The following is a 13,776-nucleotide window of genomic DNA, read 5'->3' as shown; positions in this document are numbered from 1 at the left end:
TGTCCCCTTTATTTTTTCGGATCGGACTCTCAGAACTATGAGCTCTCAGGAAGAAGGAATCATTGCCGTATCAACAGCGATTGGCCGAAGCGGCATCGGTATAGTCAGGCTTTCCGGCAGTGAGAAACTGGCTCGTTTCATGCTGGAACGGATGACGGATATCCGGAATCCATCGCCGCGGTATGCCCATTTCTCCGCCATCCGTGATCAGGCAGGGGAGGTCATTGACCGCGGGGTTGTGATCTGGTTCAAGGCTCCTCACTCCTACACAGGGGAAGATGTCGTTGAATTTCAGACGCACGGGAATCCGGTTATTCAGAATCTTCTGATCCGAAGCGCTCTGACGATTAGAGCTGAAGCCGGTCTCCGGCTGGCAGAGCCCGGGGAGTTCACCCGCCGGGCATTTGAAAATGGGCGTATTGATCTCGCACAGGCAGAATCCGTGATGGATCTGATCAACGCGAGTTCCGAGAGCGCTGTGAGGGCGGCAGAGAAATCGCTCGTAGGAGAGTTCTCGGAAAAGTGCCGCGATATTGAAGGGAAGCTGATTGATCTCCGAACGCATGTCGAAGCGATTCTGGATTTTCCGGAAGAGGATATCGACTTTATCAAAGAGGGCAGAATCAGGGAGAGGGTCGACGAACTGAATCAGAAAGTCGGCACGCTTCTGGAGCAGGCGAGCCAGGGAAATATGCTGCGTGAAGGCGTGGTTATCGCTCTGGTTGGAAGCCCGAATGTCGGAAAATCGAGTCTTCTGAACAGTCTGTCCGAGAGAGAAGTTGCCATTGTGACAGATATTCCGGGAACAACCCGTGATATTGTTGAAAATACAATAATAATCAATGGGTTACAAGTAAATCTCGTCGATACCGCCGGACTTCGCGAAACCGCGGATGTGATCGAGCAGGCCGGTATCAGAAAAGCCATGGGTGAGCTCTCAAGGGCTGATCTGATTCTTCATCTGGAGGCACCGGAAACGCTCGATAGTCAGGCTGAGCTTGATAAAATCAAGGGCCATGTCCGGCAGGGAACCAAGGTCATAACGGTGACGAATAAAATAGATCTTCTCCGTGAGGTTCCCGGCAATACAGATTCCCATGTCTATATCTCTGCAAAAACGGGAGAAGGCATCGAGAAACTGAAGGCAATGATTTTTGACGCAGTGGGTTTCAGGAATTCTGTTCAGGGTGTTTTTATTGCCCGGCGGCGGCACATTGAGTCTCTTCAGAAAACAAAAGAGTCTCTGGAAAAAGTCAGAGAGTACCTGTCCCAGGATCAGTTCTTCCTTGACATGGTTGCAGAGGAACTGCGCCTTGCTGGAGTTTCAATGGGGCAGATTCTCGGTGAATTCACCTCAGATCAGCTGCTTGGGAAGATTTTCAGCACTTTCTGCATCGGGAAATAATCAGCAGTACAGATGCACGTGTTTCACGTGAAACAACAGTCAGATCTCGGTTTGGAATCTAAGAAACGTTTCACGTGAAACAAAACGATTTTTCACTGAATTATTTATTCGATATGTTCCACGTGGAACATATCTGTTTTTAAATTTTTGATGGAGGGAAGATTAGACCTGTTTCACGTGAAACAGTGTCGCAGTCTTCTCAGAGAAAATGGATTTTCCAAAGGTCTACGACGTCATTGTGGTTGGCGGCGGGCATGCCGGCATAGAGACCGCTCTTGCTGCGGCACGTATGGCATGTCAGACGCTCCTTCTTACGCACAACATTGAAACTCTCGGAGAGATGTCCTGTAATCCCTCTATCGGCGGTATTGGCAAGGGACATCTGGTCCGCGAAATCGACGCCATGGGCGGCGCGATGGGAAGTGCCGCAGATATGGGCGGCATTCAGATGCGTACGCTGAATGACTCCAAAGGGCCCGCGGTCCGATCAACACGTGCTCAGATTGATCGCACTCTTTATAAGATCGCGATGCGTGGCAAGTTGGAAAATCAGAAAAATCTGGATATTTTCCAGGAAGCTGCTGATGATCTGATTCTGGAAGGCGATACCGTCAAAGGTGTGGTCACTAAGACGGGAGTCAGATTCTTCAGCACATCTGTTGTCCTCTCTGCAGGCACCTTCCTCCACGGTCTTATCCATATCGGTCTGCAGCACTACCAGGCAGGACGCATGGGAGATCCCGCATCCATCAGTCTCGCTGAGAAACTGATTGAAATCGGAATGCCGATGGGGCGTCTGAAAACCGGTACGCCTCCCCGCATTGATGGAAAGACGATCAATTTTGCTGAATGCGAACGTCAGGATGGAATGGGGGACAGAGTTCCTTATTTCTCCTGGGATCAATCAGTGCCTCACCCGGAACAGGTTCCCTGCTGGATCACCAGAACCAATCCGCATGTGCACGAGATTATTCTGGCGAATCTTGACCGCTCTCCGATGTATTCGGGCGCTATTGTCGGCGTCGGTCCCCGTTACTGCCCATCCATTGAAACGAAGATTGTCCGATTTAAAGGAAAGGACAGCCATCAGATATTCCTTGAGCCTGAAGGGCTGAATACCAACGTTTACTATCCCAACGGTGTCTCAACCAGTCTTCCGTTCGATGTTCAGATCGAAATGGTTCATGCTATGAAAGGACTGGAAAATGCTTATCTGATGCGGCCGGGTTACGCGATTGAATATGACTATTACGATCCGCGCGATCTGAAGCGTTCTTTTGAAACGAAGAAGATCAATAACCTTTTCTTTGCCGGTCAGATCAACGGAACAACCGGATACGAAGAGGCTGCGGCTCAGGGTCTTTACGCCGGCATCAATGCGGGGCTTCGCGCCAAAGGACTCGAAAGCTGGGTGCCGAGACGCGATGAAGCCTATATCGGTGTCATGCTGGATGACCTGACAACCAAGGGCGTTTCTGAGCCCTACCGCATGTTCACGTCCCGCGCTGAGTATCGTCTCAGCCTCCGTGAAGATAATGCGGATGTCCGTCTCACGCCGACCGCTCACGATCTTGGACTGATTTCTGACGCGCAGTGGAAGTTCTTCTGCGAGAAACAGGAACACATTGCGAAGGAAAGCGAGCGTCTGAAGTCGACTTGGATTCACCCGGCTGATCTGAAGGAGGGGGAAGCTATCCGCGTTTTCGGGGTGCCGATTGAGCACGAGTACTCATTGAAGAATCTGCTGGCACGCCCGAGCGTCAGTTACCAGAAGCTCAGGACACTGGAGCTTGCCGATGGCACTCATGTGGGAGACGCATCCCCTGAGATTACGTTGGACGAAGCGGAGCAGATTGAGGTTGGTGTGAAATATGCCGGCTATATTTCCCGGCAGCAGGGGGAAATTGAGAAGAATCTCCGCAATGAAACGATCAAGATACCGGCTGACTTAGATTATGATTCGGTACATGGCCTCTCTTTTGAGGTGCGGGAGAAGCTGAAGGAATACCGGCCGGAAACCATCGGTCAGGCAAGCCGAATTTCAGGAGTTACTCCTGCGGCCATTTCTCTGCTCATTATTTTTCTTTCAAAGAGCAAGCGTGAAAGGGAAGGTGCCAATGCTGAATGAGAGCGCAAAAAACAGTCTGATTCAGGGAGCGAAAGAGCTTGGAGTGTCCTTGAGCGAGCATCAATTTAATCAGCTTGATGCTTACTTGGAGCTTTTGCTTAAATGGAACAAGGTTTTTAATTTAACCTCCATCCGAGATCCTGAAGAAGGGGTGAAAAAGCATCTTCTCGATTGTCTGGGCATCATTCCTGTGCTGGAGAAGATGCAGAGACAGGGACTGCCGATGCGGTCTCTGATGGATGTGGGATCCGGAGGCGGACTTCCAGCGGTTGTGATTGCTGTCTGCTTCCCGGAACTCAAGGTGCTTTCTGTCGATGCTGTCGCCAAGAAGACAACCTTCATTACACAGGCGGCCCTTGAACTGGGATTGAAGAATCTGCGGGCAAAACACTCGCGGGTTGAGAACATCAAGGAAAAATTTGATGTAGTCACCTGCCGGGCATTCTCATCCCTGAAGGATTTTGTTAGCCTTACAGAATCCAATATAGGTGAACCCGGAATGTGGCTCGCCATGAAGGGGCACAGACCTGAAGCCGAACTGCAGGAACTGCCGTCCTTCGCTGAGGTCACTGAAGTGATTGACCTTCATATTCCCGGTCTTGGTGAAGAGCGTTCGGTTGTTCTGATGCGCCATATTTAATAGAGTGTTACCAGAGATCTTCACCGGTCAACCGATTCATGTGAGCGGCTGAAAAATGGAAGACGTCGTAAAGTCTTTTCTGTTTGTGTTTGCGACTTTTCTCCCGATCATTGATCCATTCGGGGGAGCCATGTTTTTTCTGTCGCTTACGCCAGGCGCAAGCGATGAAATCCGGGCGAAGATTACGGAACGGATGGCAATCTACAGTCTCATCGTTCTGTTGGTTTCGCTTTTTGCCGGACGTGTGATTCTGTCTTTTTTTGGAATCTCTGTTCCGGTTCTGCAGGTGGGCGGTGGTCTTGTGCTGCTGTCTTCAGGGTGGGAGGCGCTGCATGCGCCGACGCTGGCTGAAGCAAAAAGCAATGCGAGTCAGGTGAGAAAAAGCGATGAAGCTTTGCTTTCCATGGCTTTTTACCCGCTCACACTGCCTCTAGTGACAGGACCCGGAACCATTGCTTCTGCGGCAGCGATTGGTTCGAGTCTTTCCGGAAGCATCGGCAGTATCGTTGGAAGCGTACTCGCCTCCATAGCGATGACAGTGCTTACATGGTTCTGCTTCCGCTACAGTGACAAAATACCGAAGGCTCTTGGGGCTGCCGGCGCGGATGCGCTGTCCCGTCTCTTCGCCTTCATTTTGATGTGTCTCGGCGTGGGAGTTCTCTGGCAGGGAATTTCCGGGCTGATTATGTCCTTGCCCAAATAGTTAATAGAGGAAAGAATGGCAAAGGTTTTCTGTGTTGTGAATCAGAAGGGCGGAGTTGGCAAAACAACTACCTGCACAAACCTGGCGGCAGCGTTGTCGCTTAAAGGTAAGCGTGTTCTTCTGATTGATCTTGATCCTCAGGGCAATGCGACTACGGGCAGCGGCGTGGATAAGAGAAGCCTCGAGCAGTCTGTTTATCAGCTCATTCTTGGTGAGGCATCCTTCGAAGATGTCGTTGTGCGCTCCACGGGAAAAGGTTTTTACGATGTGCTGCCCGCGAACCGGGATCTGGCGGGAGCCGAGGTTGAGCTGGTTGACATGGATGAGCGGGACTATCGTCTCCGCCATGCGCTGGAACCTCAGCTGAAAAATTACGATGTTGTCCTCATCGACTGCTCCCCCTCCATTTCTCTTCTCACCATCAATGCGCTTTGCTGTGCTCACGGCGTGATCATTCCGATGCAGTGTGAGTACTACGCGATGGAAGGTCTGACCGATCTGGTAGATACCGTGAAGATGGTGTACCAGGGCAAGAATCCGGATCTCACAGCGATCGGTCTGCTGCGGGTCATGTTCGACGCCCGGATCTCTCTTCAGCAGGAAGTGAGTGAGCAGCTGAAGGAGCATTTCGGCAACCGGGTGTTCAATACGATTATTCCGAGAAATGTCCGGATGGCCGAAGCGCCGAGTTACGGAAAGCCTGGTGTGCTGTATGCCCCCTCATCCAAGGGAGCTAAGGCATACAAAGCTTTTGCTACAGAAATTCTGTCCAAACTCAAGTAAGCCTGGAAAAGGGAGAGTGAATCGTGGCGATAAAGAAAAAAGGACTGGGTCGCGGACTGGGGGCTCTCGGACTGGAGAGCCCGAAAGAAATTTTTGAGCCTCAGTCCTCTCAGAAGGATCATGGCGAAGAGGCGGGTGCCCGTCTGACGGAACTGAGTGTTGATCAGCTCCGGCCCGGGAAGTATCAGCCGAGAACGCATATGGATCCTGAGTCTATTGCCTCTCTGTCGGCCTCGATAAAATCCCAGGGTCTGATGTCTCCGCTTATTGTGCGTTCCGTTGGCGAAGGTATGTGGGAGATCATTGCCGGTGAGCGCCGTTTCCGTGCAGCAAAGCTTGCCGGTCTGACCAAAGTGCCTGTGATCATCCGGGAGGTTCCCGATAAGAAGGCTCTCTCGCTCTCCCTGATTGAGAATATTCAGCGCGAAGGACTTAATCCTATCGAAGAAGCCAATGGTATGAGTCGGCTGATGCGTGAGTTCGACATGACTCAGGATCAGGTGGCCGAGGTTCTCGGCAAGAGCCGTCCGGCGGTCGCGAATACGCTTCGTCTGCTGAAGCTCACCCCCGAGGTTCAGAATCTCCTCATGTCTGAGAAGATTGATATGGGACATGCCCGCGCACTTCTCCCGCTCAAAGAGGCGGATCAGATCGCTCTGGCAAACGAAGTGGTCGCGAAGGGCTGGTCTGTCCGCGAAACAGAGCGTCAGGTAGCGGCTCTGCTTTCAGATGACAAAAAGAAGCCCGCAAAGACTGTCCATAAGAAGGGGCGGGATGTCATTCGAATTGAAGAATCACTTTCGGATACGCTGGGAGCAGAAGTGAAGCTCGCGTCTGAGACCCGTGAGAAGGGAAGAATTGTCATCCGCTACAGCAGTCTTGATCAGCTGGATGGTCTGCTCGAAAAACTGGGTTATACCTCATAATTGGTATAAAAAGTCACCAATTGTATCTATATCAAAAGGCTCTTAGATACTTAAAAATGCTAGTTGTTGAAACAATTGCGCACACTTACAATATGCTGGTTTTATGAAGAGCTTATGGCGTGGGCTCCGCCCTGATTTTTTGGTTCAGGAACTGGTGATATATGGGGTGTCTAGCGGAATAACAAGCATTGTCTGCCTGTTAATCGGGGGACTCAATGCTTTTTTGTCGTCTCTAATCGCTTCCGCAATTTATATTTTGCCTTCCTCAGCCTTATTACTGATTAGCAAAAGGCTAATGCGGACCAGTCCTATCGTCGGAGCTCAAATTTTTCAGATTGGGTTGTTTGCAAGAACGTTCCTCACTACCATCCTGATGGTCGTTGTGGCGCTTGTTTACAAAGAACTCAACTGGCCGGCTTTTCTGTTGTCCCTGTTTATAGTGGTTAGCGCTCCTATGGCAGGTCAGCTTTTACTAAAGAGATAAGGATCGACATCTATGTCAGCTGATGGCGCTCTCAATGCGACCGGGTACATACGGCATCACCTTGCCAACCTCGCGTCGGCGCACCAGAGTTCGATTGTTGATTTTTCAGTCATCAATTACGACACTCTGTTTTTCTCCATCGCAATCATGGGACTAACCCTGTGGCTGCTCTACAAAGCAGCTCACAAGGCTACTGCTGGCGTTCCCGGCAAGTTCCAGTGTGCCATCGAAATGCTGGTGGAATTTGTGAACGATCAGGCCAAGACGCTGGTTCATGGTGATCGCTCTTATATCGCTCCTCTCGCGCTGACCGTGTTTATCTGGGTCACGCTGATGAACTGTATCGACCTTCTCCCTGTCGATCTGATTCCGATGATCGCTGGCTGGCTTGGTTTTGAACATATGCGTCCGCTGGCTACCGCGGACCTGAACGGTACGCTCGGCATCTCCGTCGGCGTTCTGGTTCTGATGATTTACTACGGCTTCAAGGCGCACGGTGTCGGCGGCTTCTTCAAGGGGCTGGTGACTGCTCCGTTCGGTGCGAATCCTCTGCTCTGGCCGTTCAATCTCGCTCTGAACATTATCGAATATCTCGCCAAGTGCGTTTCCCTGGGCATGCGACTGTTCGGAAACATGTATGCTGGCGAGTTGCTCTTCTTCCTGATTGCGCTTCTTGGTGGTTATGCCTTCAGCTTCGGTCTGCTGGGCGGCACCCTGAGCGTGTTTGGGCAGATTGTGGCCGGGCTTGGCTGGTGGCTCTTCCACGTTTTGATTGTGCTGTTGCAGGCATTCATCATGATGATGCTGACGCTGGTTTATCTGGGTCAGGCGCATGATAGCCACTAACAGATCTATTTTTTCTTTATCTTTCTTACTCTAAACAACCTTCGTTTTTGAAGATCTCAAGGAGTTTTTTTAAATGACTAACGTTGCTATCGTTGCCCTGGCTTGCGGCATTATCATCGGTCTGGGTGCTATGGGTGCCTCTATCGGTATCGCCATCATGGGCTCCAAGTACCTCGAAGCCTCTGCCCGTCAGCCTGAGCTGATCGATACCCTTCAGACCAAGATGTTCATTCTCGCCGGTCTGATCGATGCTGCTTACCTGATTGGCGTCGGTATTGCCATGATGTTCGCTTTCGCCAATCCCTTCGTCGGCTAATAAAAGTAGTTACCAAATTACGTTTTAGCTGACTTGTTGAATAGGTGTGGCATATCGCCTCATCATTCAACTCTACGGGACTCAATAATGAACATTAACGCCTCACTTTTCGTTCAATTGGTCGTGTTCCTTCTTGGTGCTTGGATCACCATGAAGTACATCTGGCCGCCGCTGATTAGGGCAATTGAAAATCGGCAAAAGAAGATCGCTGAGGGACTGAGGGCTGCAGATCTGGGACAGAGTGCCCTGGTCGAAGCCTCGCAGAAGCAGCAGGCTATCGAAACTGAAGCCCGAGCTCAAGCTATGACGATTGTGGCTGATGGCGAGAAACGTGGTCAGTCTATCGTTGAGCAGGCTAAGCAGCAGGCTGAAGTTGAAGCCAATCGCATTGTTCAGACCGCAAAGGACGAAGCGGCTCAGGAAATGCAGCGTGCTAAAGAAGCTCTCAGGGATCAGGTTGCTCAGCTGGCTATCGCCGGTGCCGAGCAGATTTTGAAGCGTGAAGTTAACGCAGATATCCATAAGGATATGCTTGATCAACTGAAGGCGAAGCTTTAGTCATGGCAGAGATTTCGACAATAGCGCGGCCTTATGCAAAGGGGCTGTTCCAGGCGCTTGAAGATCGTCACGCATCTATCGAGGAATGCAAGGCTGTTCTGAAGACTCTGGAGAATATCTCCACGGTCATCAAGACTCCTGAGTTTTCTCAGCTGTTTGGAGATCCTCGCCTGCTTCCCAGTCAGATGATTGATCTGATTAAGAGCGCTCTTGCAGGAGAGGAAATTCAGAAAGAAGTTTCTAATCTCCTTACCGTCGTTCTCGATAATGGTCGAATTGAAGCTTGGTCCGAGATCGTTAATGACTTCCGCACGCTCATTAACGACGCGGAGGGTATTGCCGAAGTTCATATCGAAACCGCTTTCGGTATGACCGACGATGAGGTGCAAAGCCTCCTTAAGGCTCTTGCCCATCGCTTCCCCAACAAGAAGCTTGTGTCTGATGTGACCGTCAACCCTGAGTTGATCGGTGGCGTCCGCATCCGTGTTGGAGACCAGGTCTTAGATGGTTCGATCAGTGCTCGTCTCGAAGCGATGAAGACGGCCCTTACCGCATAAATTCCGGAGCTGAATAATGCAACTCAATCCTAGTGAAATCAGTGATTTGCTGAAGAAGCGGATCGAAGACCTTGGGGTCTCGGCCGATCTTCGTACGCAAGGCACCGTGATTTCCGTTACCGACGGCATCGTCCGTATTCATGGTCTTTCCGACGTGATGCAGGGCGAAATGCTGGAGTTCCCGGGCAATACCTATGGCCTGGCAATGAACCTGGAGCGTGACTCCGTCGGCGCGGTTATTCTCGGTGAATACACCCATATTTCTGAAGGCGATACCGTCCGTACGACGGGTCGTATTCTTCAGGTTCCCGTCGGCCCTGAGCTGATTGGCCGTGTGGTCAACGCCCTGGGTCAGCCGATTGACGGCAAGGGCCCGATCGAAGCGAAGGCCTACGACGTGGTCGAAAAGATCGCCCCTGGCGTTATTGAACGTCAGTCGGTTGATCAGCCGGTTCAGACCGGTCTTAAGTCCATCGACGCCATGGTGCCGATTGGCCGCGGTCAGCGTGAGCTGATCATTGGCGACCGTCAGACCGGCAAGACGGCTGTCGCTCTCGACACGATCATCAACCAGAAGGGCAAGAACCTGATCTGCGTTTATGTCGCTATTGGCCAGAAGGCTTCCACGGTCGCGAACGTCGTCCGTCAGCTGACTGAGCACGGCGCCATGGACTACACGATCGTCGTTGCCGCTACGGCTTCCGATACGGCAGCTCTGCAGTACATCGCTCCGTACGCTGGCGCCACGATGGGCGAGTACTTCCGCGACCGCGGCCAGGACTCCCTGATCGTTTATGACGATCTGACCAAGCAGGCCTGGGCCTATCGTCAGATATCCCTGCTGCTTCGCCGTCCGCCGGGACGTGAAGCCTACCCGGGCGATGTGTTCTATCTGCACTCCCGTCTGCTCGAGCGCGCTGCTCGTGTGAACGCCGAATACGTTGAACGCTTCACCAAGGGCGAAGTGAAGGGCAAGACCGGTTCCATGACCGCTCTCCCGATCATCGAAACGCAGGCCGGCGACGTTACCGCCTTCGTTCCGACGAACGTGATTTCTATTACCGACGGCCAGATCTTCCTTGAGACCGACCTGTTCAACGCCGGTATTCGCCCCGCTATCAACCCGGGTATTTCTGTTTCCCGAGTCGGCGGTGCTGCTCAGACCAAGATCATCAAGAAGCTCGGCGGCGGTGTCCGTCTGGCCCTCGCTCAGTATCGTGAACTCGCGGCTTTCGCTCAGTTCGCCTCTGACCTTGATGAAACCACCCGTAAAGAACTCGAACGCGGTCGCGTTGTGACTGAACTGATGAAGCAGCCGCAGTATCGCCCGCTTCAGGTTTGGGAAGAAGCACTGGTTCTGTTCTCCGTGAACATCGGCTTCTATGACAACGTTGCTGTCAAGGATGCCCTCCGTGTTGAGCGTGCTATGCGCGACTTCATGCAGGAACATCACGCCGATCTCGTTGACCGTATCGAAGACAAGAAAGTCCTCGATAAGGACGACGCTGCCGCTCTCGAAGCTGCAGTGAACGAGTTCAAGAAGAACGGTGCTTTTTAAAGCGTAGTAAGCGACCCTAGAGGACCCAATGCCCAGCACAAAAGAAATACGCATGAAGATCAAGAGCGTAAACAATACGCGCAAGATCACGAACGCGATGCAGATGGTGGCGGCCTCGAAGATGCGCAAGGCGCAGGACCGGATGTTTGCGGCACGTCCGTATGGCTCAAGGATTCGTACGATTATTTCGCACCTTGCAGCCTCCAATACGGACTACCATCATCCGTTCCTCGCCTCGCACAATGACGCCAAAAAAATCGGCCTTATCCTGATCACGACGGATAAGGGTCTGGCGGGTGCCTTGAATACCAATATTCTCCGTGATGTACTGGCTACCATTAAGAAGTGGGATGCCGAGGGGAATGAGCTTTTCGCTTCTGCTATTGGTAATAAAGGCCTCGGTTTTCTGCAGCGGTTGGGTACGCCGGTGCAGAGTCAGGCGGTTGCGCTGGGCGATCAGCCCAACCTCGACCGTCTGATTGGTGCCATTCGAGTCCAGATTGATGCGTTCGCAAAGGGTGAGGTGTCTGCTGTTTACCTCGCCTACTCCCGTTTCATCAATGCGATGAAGCAGGAACCCGTTATCGAGCAGCTTCTTCCGCTTCCGAAGAAAGCAGTTGATGCTTCTGAAGATGAAACTGCCGACAAGCAGTACTCCTGGGACTACGAGTATGAGCCTAGCGCTCCTGCAGTCCTTGATCTGCTGCTGAATCGTTACGTTGAAGCTCTTATTTACCAGGCTGTTGCAGAGAACATGGCTTCTGAGCAGAGTGCCCGTATGGTGGCTATGAAGGCCGCTACGGACAACGCGAAGAAACTCTCCAACGAACTGCAGCTTGTCTTCAATAAGACGCGTCAGGCCGCCATCACGAAGGAAATTACCGAAATCGTGGGTGGTGCGGCTGCTGTGTCTTAACGCTAGGATTTGAAACTGAGGATTATCCAATAATGAATATCGGACAAATCGTTCAGGTCATCGGCGCTGTGGTGGACGTGCAGTTCCCGCGCGATCAGATGCCGAAGGTCTACGAGGCTCTCGTTCTTGAACCGGACGAGAACAATAAGCTCGCCGAGCAGGGTTTGACTTTTGAAGTTGAACAGCAGCTTGGTGACGGAATCGTTCGCTGCATCGCCATGGGTTCTTCCGATGGTCTGCAGCGTGGCATGAAGGTGCACGCCACTGGCGCGGAAATTTCCGTTCCGGTTGGTGAAGGCACCCTCGGCCGCATCATGAACGTTCTTGGCAAGCCGATCGATGAGATGGGCGAGATCAAGACCGATCGCAAGATGCCGATTCACCGCGAAGCCCCGAAGTTCGACGAACTGAGCCCGTCTGTTGAGCTCCTGGAAACCGGCATTAAGGTTATTGACCTTATCTGCCCGTTTGCCAAGGGCGGCAAGGTCGGTCTGTTCGGCGGTGCCGGTGTGGGCAAGACCGTGAACATGATGGAGTTCATCAACAACATCGCTAAGGCTTACGGCGGCTACTCCGTGTTTGCAGGCGTGGGCGAACGTACCCGTGAGGGCAACGACTTCTACCACGAAATGCAGGGCGCGAAGGTACTCGATAAGGTGGCCATGGTGTTCGGTCAGATGAACGAACCCCCGGGAAACCGTCTCCGTGTGGCTCTTACCGGTCTGACGATGGCTGAGTCCTTCCGTGACGAAGGCAAAGACATTCTGCTGTTCATCGATAACATTTATCGTTATACGCTGGCCGGTACTGAAGTGTCCGCTCTGCTCGGCCGTATGCCGTCCGCCGTGGGCTACCAGCCGACTCTGGCTGAAGAAATGGGCAAGCTTCAGGAACGTATTGCTTCCACGAAGACTGGCTCCATTACTTCCGTCCAGGCCGTGTACGTGCCTGCTGACGACTTGACTGACCCGTCTCCGGCCACGACCTTCCAGCACTTGGACGCCACGATCGTTCTGTCCCGTGATATTGCCTCTCTCGGTATTTATCCGGCTGTCGATCCGCTGGACTCTACGTCCCGTCAGGTTGACCCCAACATCATCGGCGAAGAGCACTATCAGACGACCCGTCGCGTTCAGGAAACCCTGCAGCGCTACAAGGAACTCCGCGACATTATCGCCATTCTGGGTATGGACGAACTGGCTCCCGATGACAAGCTCACGGTTGCCCGCGCCCGTAAGATCCAGCGCTTTATGTCCCAGCCGTTCCATGTGGCCGAAGTGTTTACCGGCAACCCCGGCAAGTACGTGCCCCTGAAGGAAACGATTCGCGGCTTCAAGATGATTGTCGATGGCGAGTGTGATGAACTGCCCGAACAGGCGTTCTACATGGTCGGTACGATCGACGAAGCCTTCGAGAAGGCCAAGACTCTGAAGTAATCAAACTCGGGCTGGATCCGATGGATCCAGCCTGAACCAACAGCGGGGCTACTTAATGAAAACTTTGAAAGTAGATGTCGTCAATGCGGAAAAGACGGTTTTTTCCGGTGACGCAAAATTCGTTGCTCTGCCCGGTGTTGAAGGCGAATTGGGTGTTCTTCCCGGTCATGTGCCTTTTATTACTCAGATCAAGCCTGGCTTTGTCAGAGTAACTCTTCCGGAATCGGATGAAGTAAGGCGCATTTTCGTGGCTGGCGGCATTCTTGAAGTGCAGCCGAACTCCGTGACCGTTCTGGCCGACACTGCTGTCCGCAGTGAAGATCTGGATGAAGCGAAGGCCAAGAAAGCTCTCGAAGATGCCAAGGCAAAGCGTCAGAACGCAACTGGTTCTCTGGAAATTGCTCGACTCGAGGCCGAAATGCTGGCCCTTACGGCCGAGCTGGCAGAGATCAAGAAGTTGTCTGGCAAGCGCTGATCAGTGCTGATCAACAGCGAGCGAACGGGGCGAAAGCCCCGTTTT

Annotated in this window: 14 protein-coding genes; all 14 read left to right on the top strand. The window is 52.4% G+C overall.

The genetic code is table 11. The annotated features are described in order from the left end of the window. The first annotated feature begins 37 nt into the window (after window positions 1-37). The 14 genes from mnmE to BN1936_RS02225 all read left to right on the top strand — a co-directional run bounded on the left by mnmE (window position 38) and on the right by BN1936_RS02225 (window position 13,731). Window positions 38-1,405: a tRNA uridine-5-carboxymethylaminomethyl(34) synthesis GTPase MnmE gene (gene mnmE / locus BN1936_RS02295; protein WP_022442747.1), complete on the top strand. Its 1,368-nt coding sequence runs from the start codon at window positions 38-40 to the stop codon at window positions 1,403-1,405. A 208-nt stretch (window positions 1,406-1,613) separates the two neighbouring features. Beyond that, window positions 1,614-3,533, top strand: a complete 1,920-nt coding sequence (gene mnmG / locus BN1936_RS02290; RefSeq protein ID WP_049686551.1) for a tRNA uridine-5-carboxymethylaminomethyl(34) synthesis enzyme MnmG — start codon at window positions 1,614-1,616, stop codon at window positions 3,531-3,533. Beyond that, entirely contained in the window at window positions 3,523-4,173 is a 651-nt protein-coding gene (rsmG, locus tag BN1936_RS02285; RefSeq protein ID WP_022442745.1) for a 16S rRNA (guanine(527)-N(7))-methyltransferase RsmG, read from the top strand. Before mnmG ends, rsmG begins: the two co-directional genes overlap by 11 nt. A 55-nt stretch (window positions 4,174-4,228) precedes the next feature. Then, window positions 4,229-4,876, top strand: coding sequence for a MarC family protein (locus BN1936_RS02280; RefSeq protein ID WP_022442744.1), 648 nt, complete (start codon window positions 4,229-4,231; stop codon window positions 4,874-4,876). 15 nt (window positions 4,877-4,891) lie between these two features. Continuing rightward, window positions 4,892-5,659 carry a ParA family protein gene (locus tag BN1936_RS02275; RefSeq protein ID WP_022442743.1) on the top strand — a complete coding sequence of 256 codons (768 nt, stop codon included), beginning with the start codon at window positions 4,892-4,894 and terminating at the stop codon, window positions 5,657-5,659. 20 nt (window positions 5,660-5,679) lie between these two features. Beyond that, a complete protein-coding gene (locus BN1936_RS02270; RefSeq protein WP_049686550.1) occupies window positions 5,680-6,585 on the top strand; it encodes a ParB/RepB/Spo0J family partition protein in 906 nt (301 codons plus the stop codon). A gap of 496 nt (window positions 6,586-7,081) precedes the next feature. Further along, complete coding sequence (gene atpB, locus BN1936_RS02260) at window positions 7,082-7,915, top strand: F0F1 ATP synthase subunit A (RefSeq protein WP_022442741.1); 834 nt, start codon at window positions 7,082-7,084, stop codon at window positions 7,913-7,915. Between the two features lie 73 nt (window positions 7,916-7,988). After that, the gene (gene atpE / locus BN1936_RS02255; RefSeq protein ID WP_022442740.1) at window positions 7,989-8,231 is read left to right on the top strand and encodes a F0F1 ATP synthase subunit C; all 243 of its coding nucleotides are present in this window, start codon (window positions 7,989-7,991) and stop codon (window positions 8,229-8,231) included. An 87-nt stretch (window positions 8,232-8,318) separates the two neighbouring features. Further along, entirely contained in the window at window positions 8,319-8,789 is a 471-nt protein-coding gene (locus BN1936_RS02250; RefSeq protein WP_022442739.1) for a F0F1 ATP synthase subunit B, read from the top strand. A gap of 2 nt (window positions 8,790-8,791) precedes the next feature. Further along, window positions 8,792-9,346: a F0F1 ATP synthase subunit delta gene (locus BN1936_RS02245; protein ID WP_022442738.1), complete on the top strand. Its 555-nt coding sequence runs from the start codon at window positions 8,792-8,794 to the stop codon at window positions 9,344-9,346. Between the two features lie 16 nt (window positions 9,347-9,362). After that, entirely contained in the window at window positions 9,363-10,904 is a 1,542-nt protein-coding gene (gene atpA, locus BN1936_RS02240; protein WP_022442737.1) for a F0F1 ATP synthase subunit alpha, read from the top strand. 28 nt (window positions 10,905-10,932) lie between these two features. After that, window positions 10,933-11,820 (top strand): F0F1 ATP synthase subunit gamma, encoded by an 888-nt coding sequence (gene atpG, locus BN1936_RS02235; protein WP_022442736.1) that lies wholly within the window; start codon window positions 10,933-10,935, stop codon window positions 11,818-11,820. 32 nt (window positions 11,821-11,852) lie between these two features. After that, entirely contained in the window at window positions 11,853-13,256 is a 1,404-nt protein-coding gene (gene atpD, locus BN1936_RS02230) for a F0F1 ATP synthase subunit beta (protein WP_022442735.1), read from the top strand. Between the two features lie 55 nt (window positions 13,257-13,311). Further along, window positions 13,312-13,731, top strand: a complete 420-nt coding sequence (locus BN1936_RS02225) for a F0F1 ATP synthase subunit epsilon (RefSeq protein WP_022442734.1) — start codon at window positions 13,312-13,314, stop codon at window positions 13,729-13,731. Window positions 13,732-13,776 lie beyond the last annotated feature (45 nt).

It is taken from the genome of Dakarella massiliensis (assembly GCF_001182045.1).
GTDB classification, from domain to species: Bacteria; Pseudomonadota; Gammaproteobacteria; order Burkholderiales; family Burkholderiaceae_F; genus Mesosutterella; species Mesosutterella massiliensis.
This window is presented reverse-complemented; position numbering and strand designations above follow the sequence as displayed.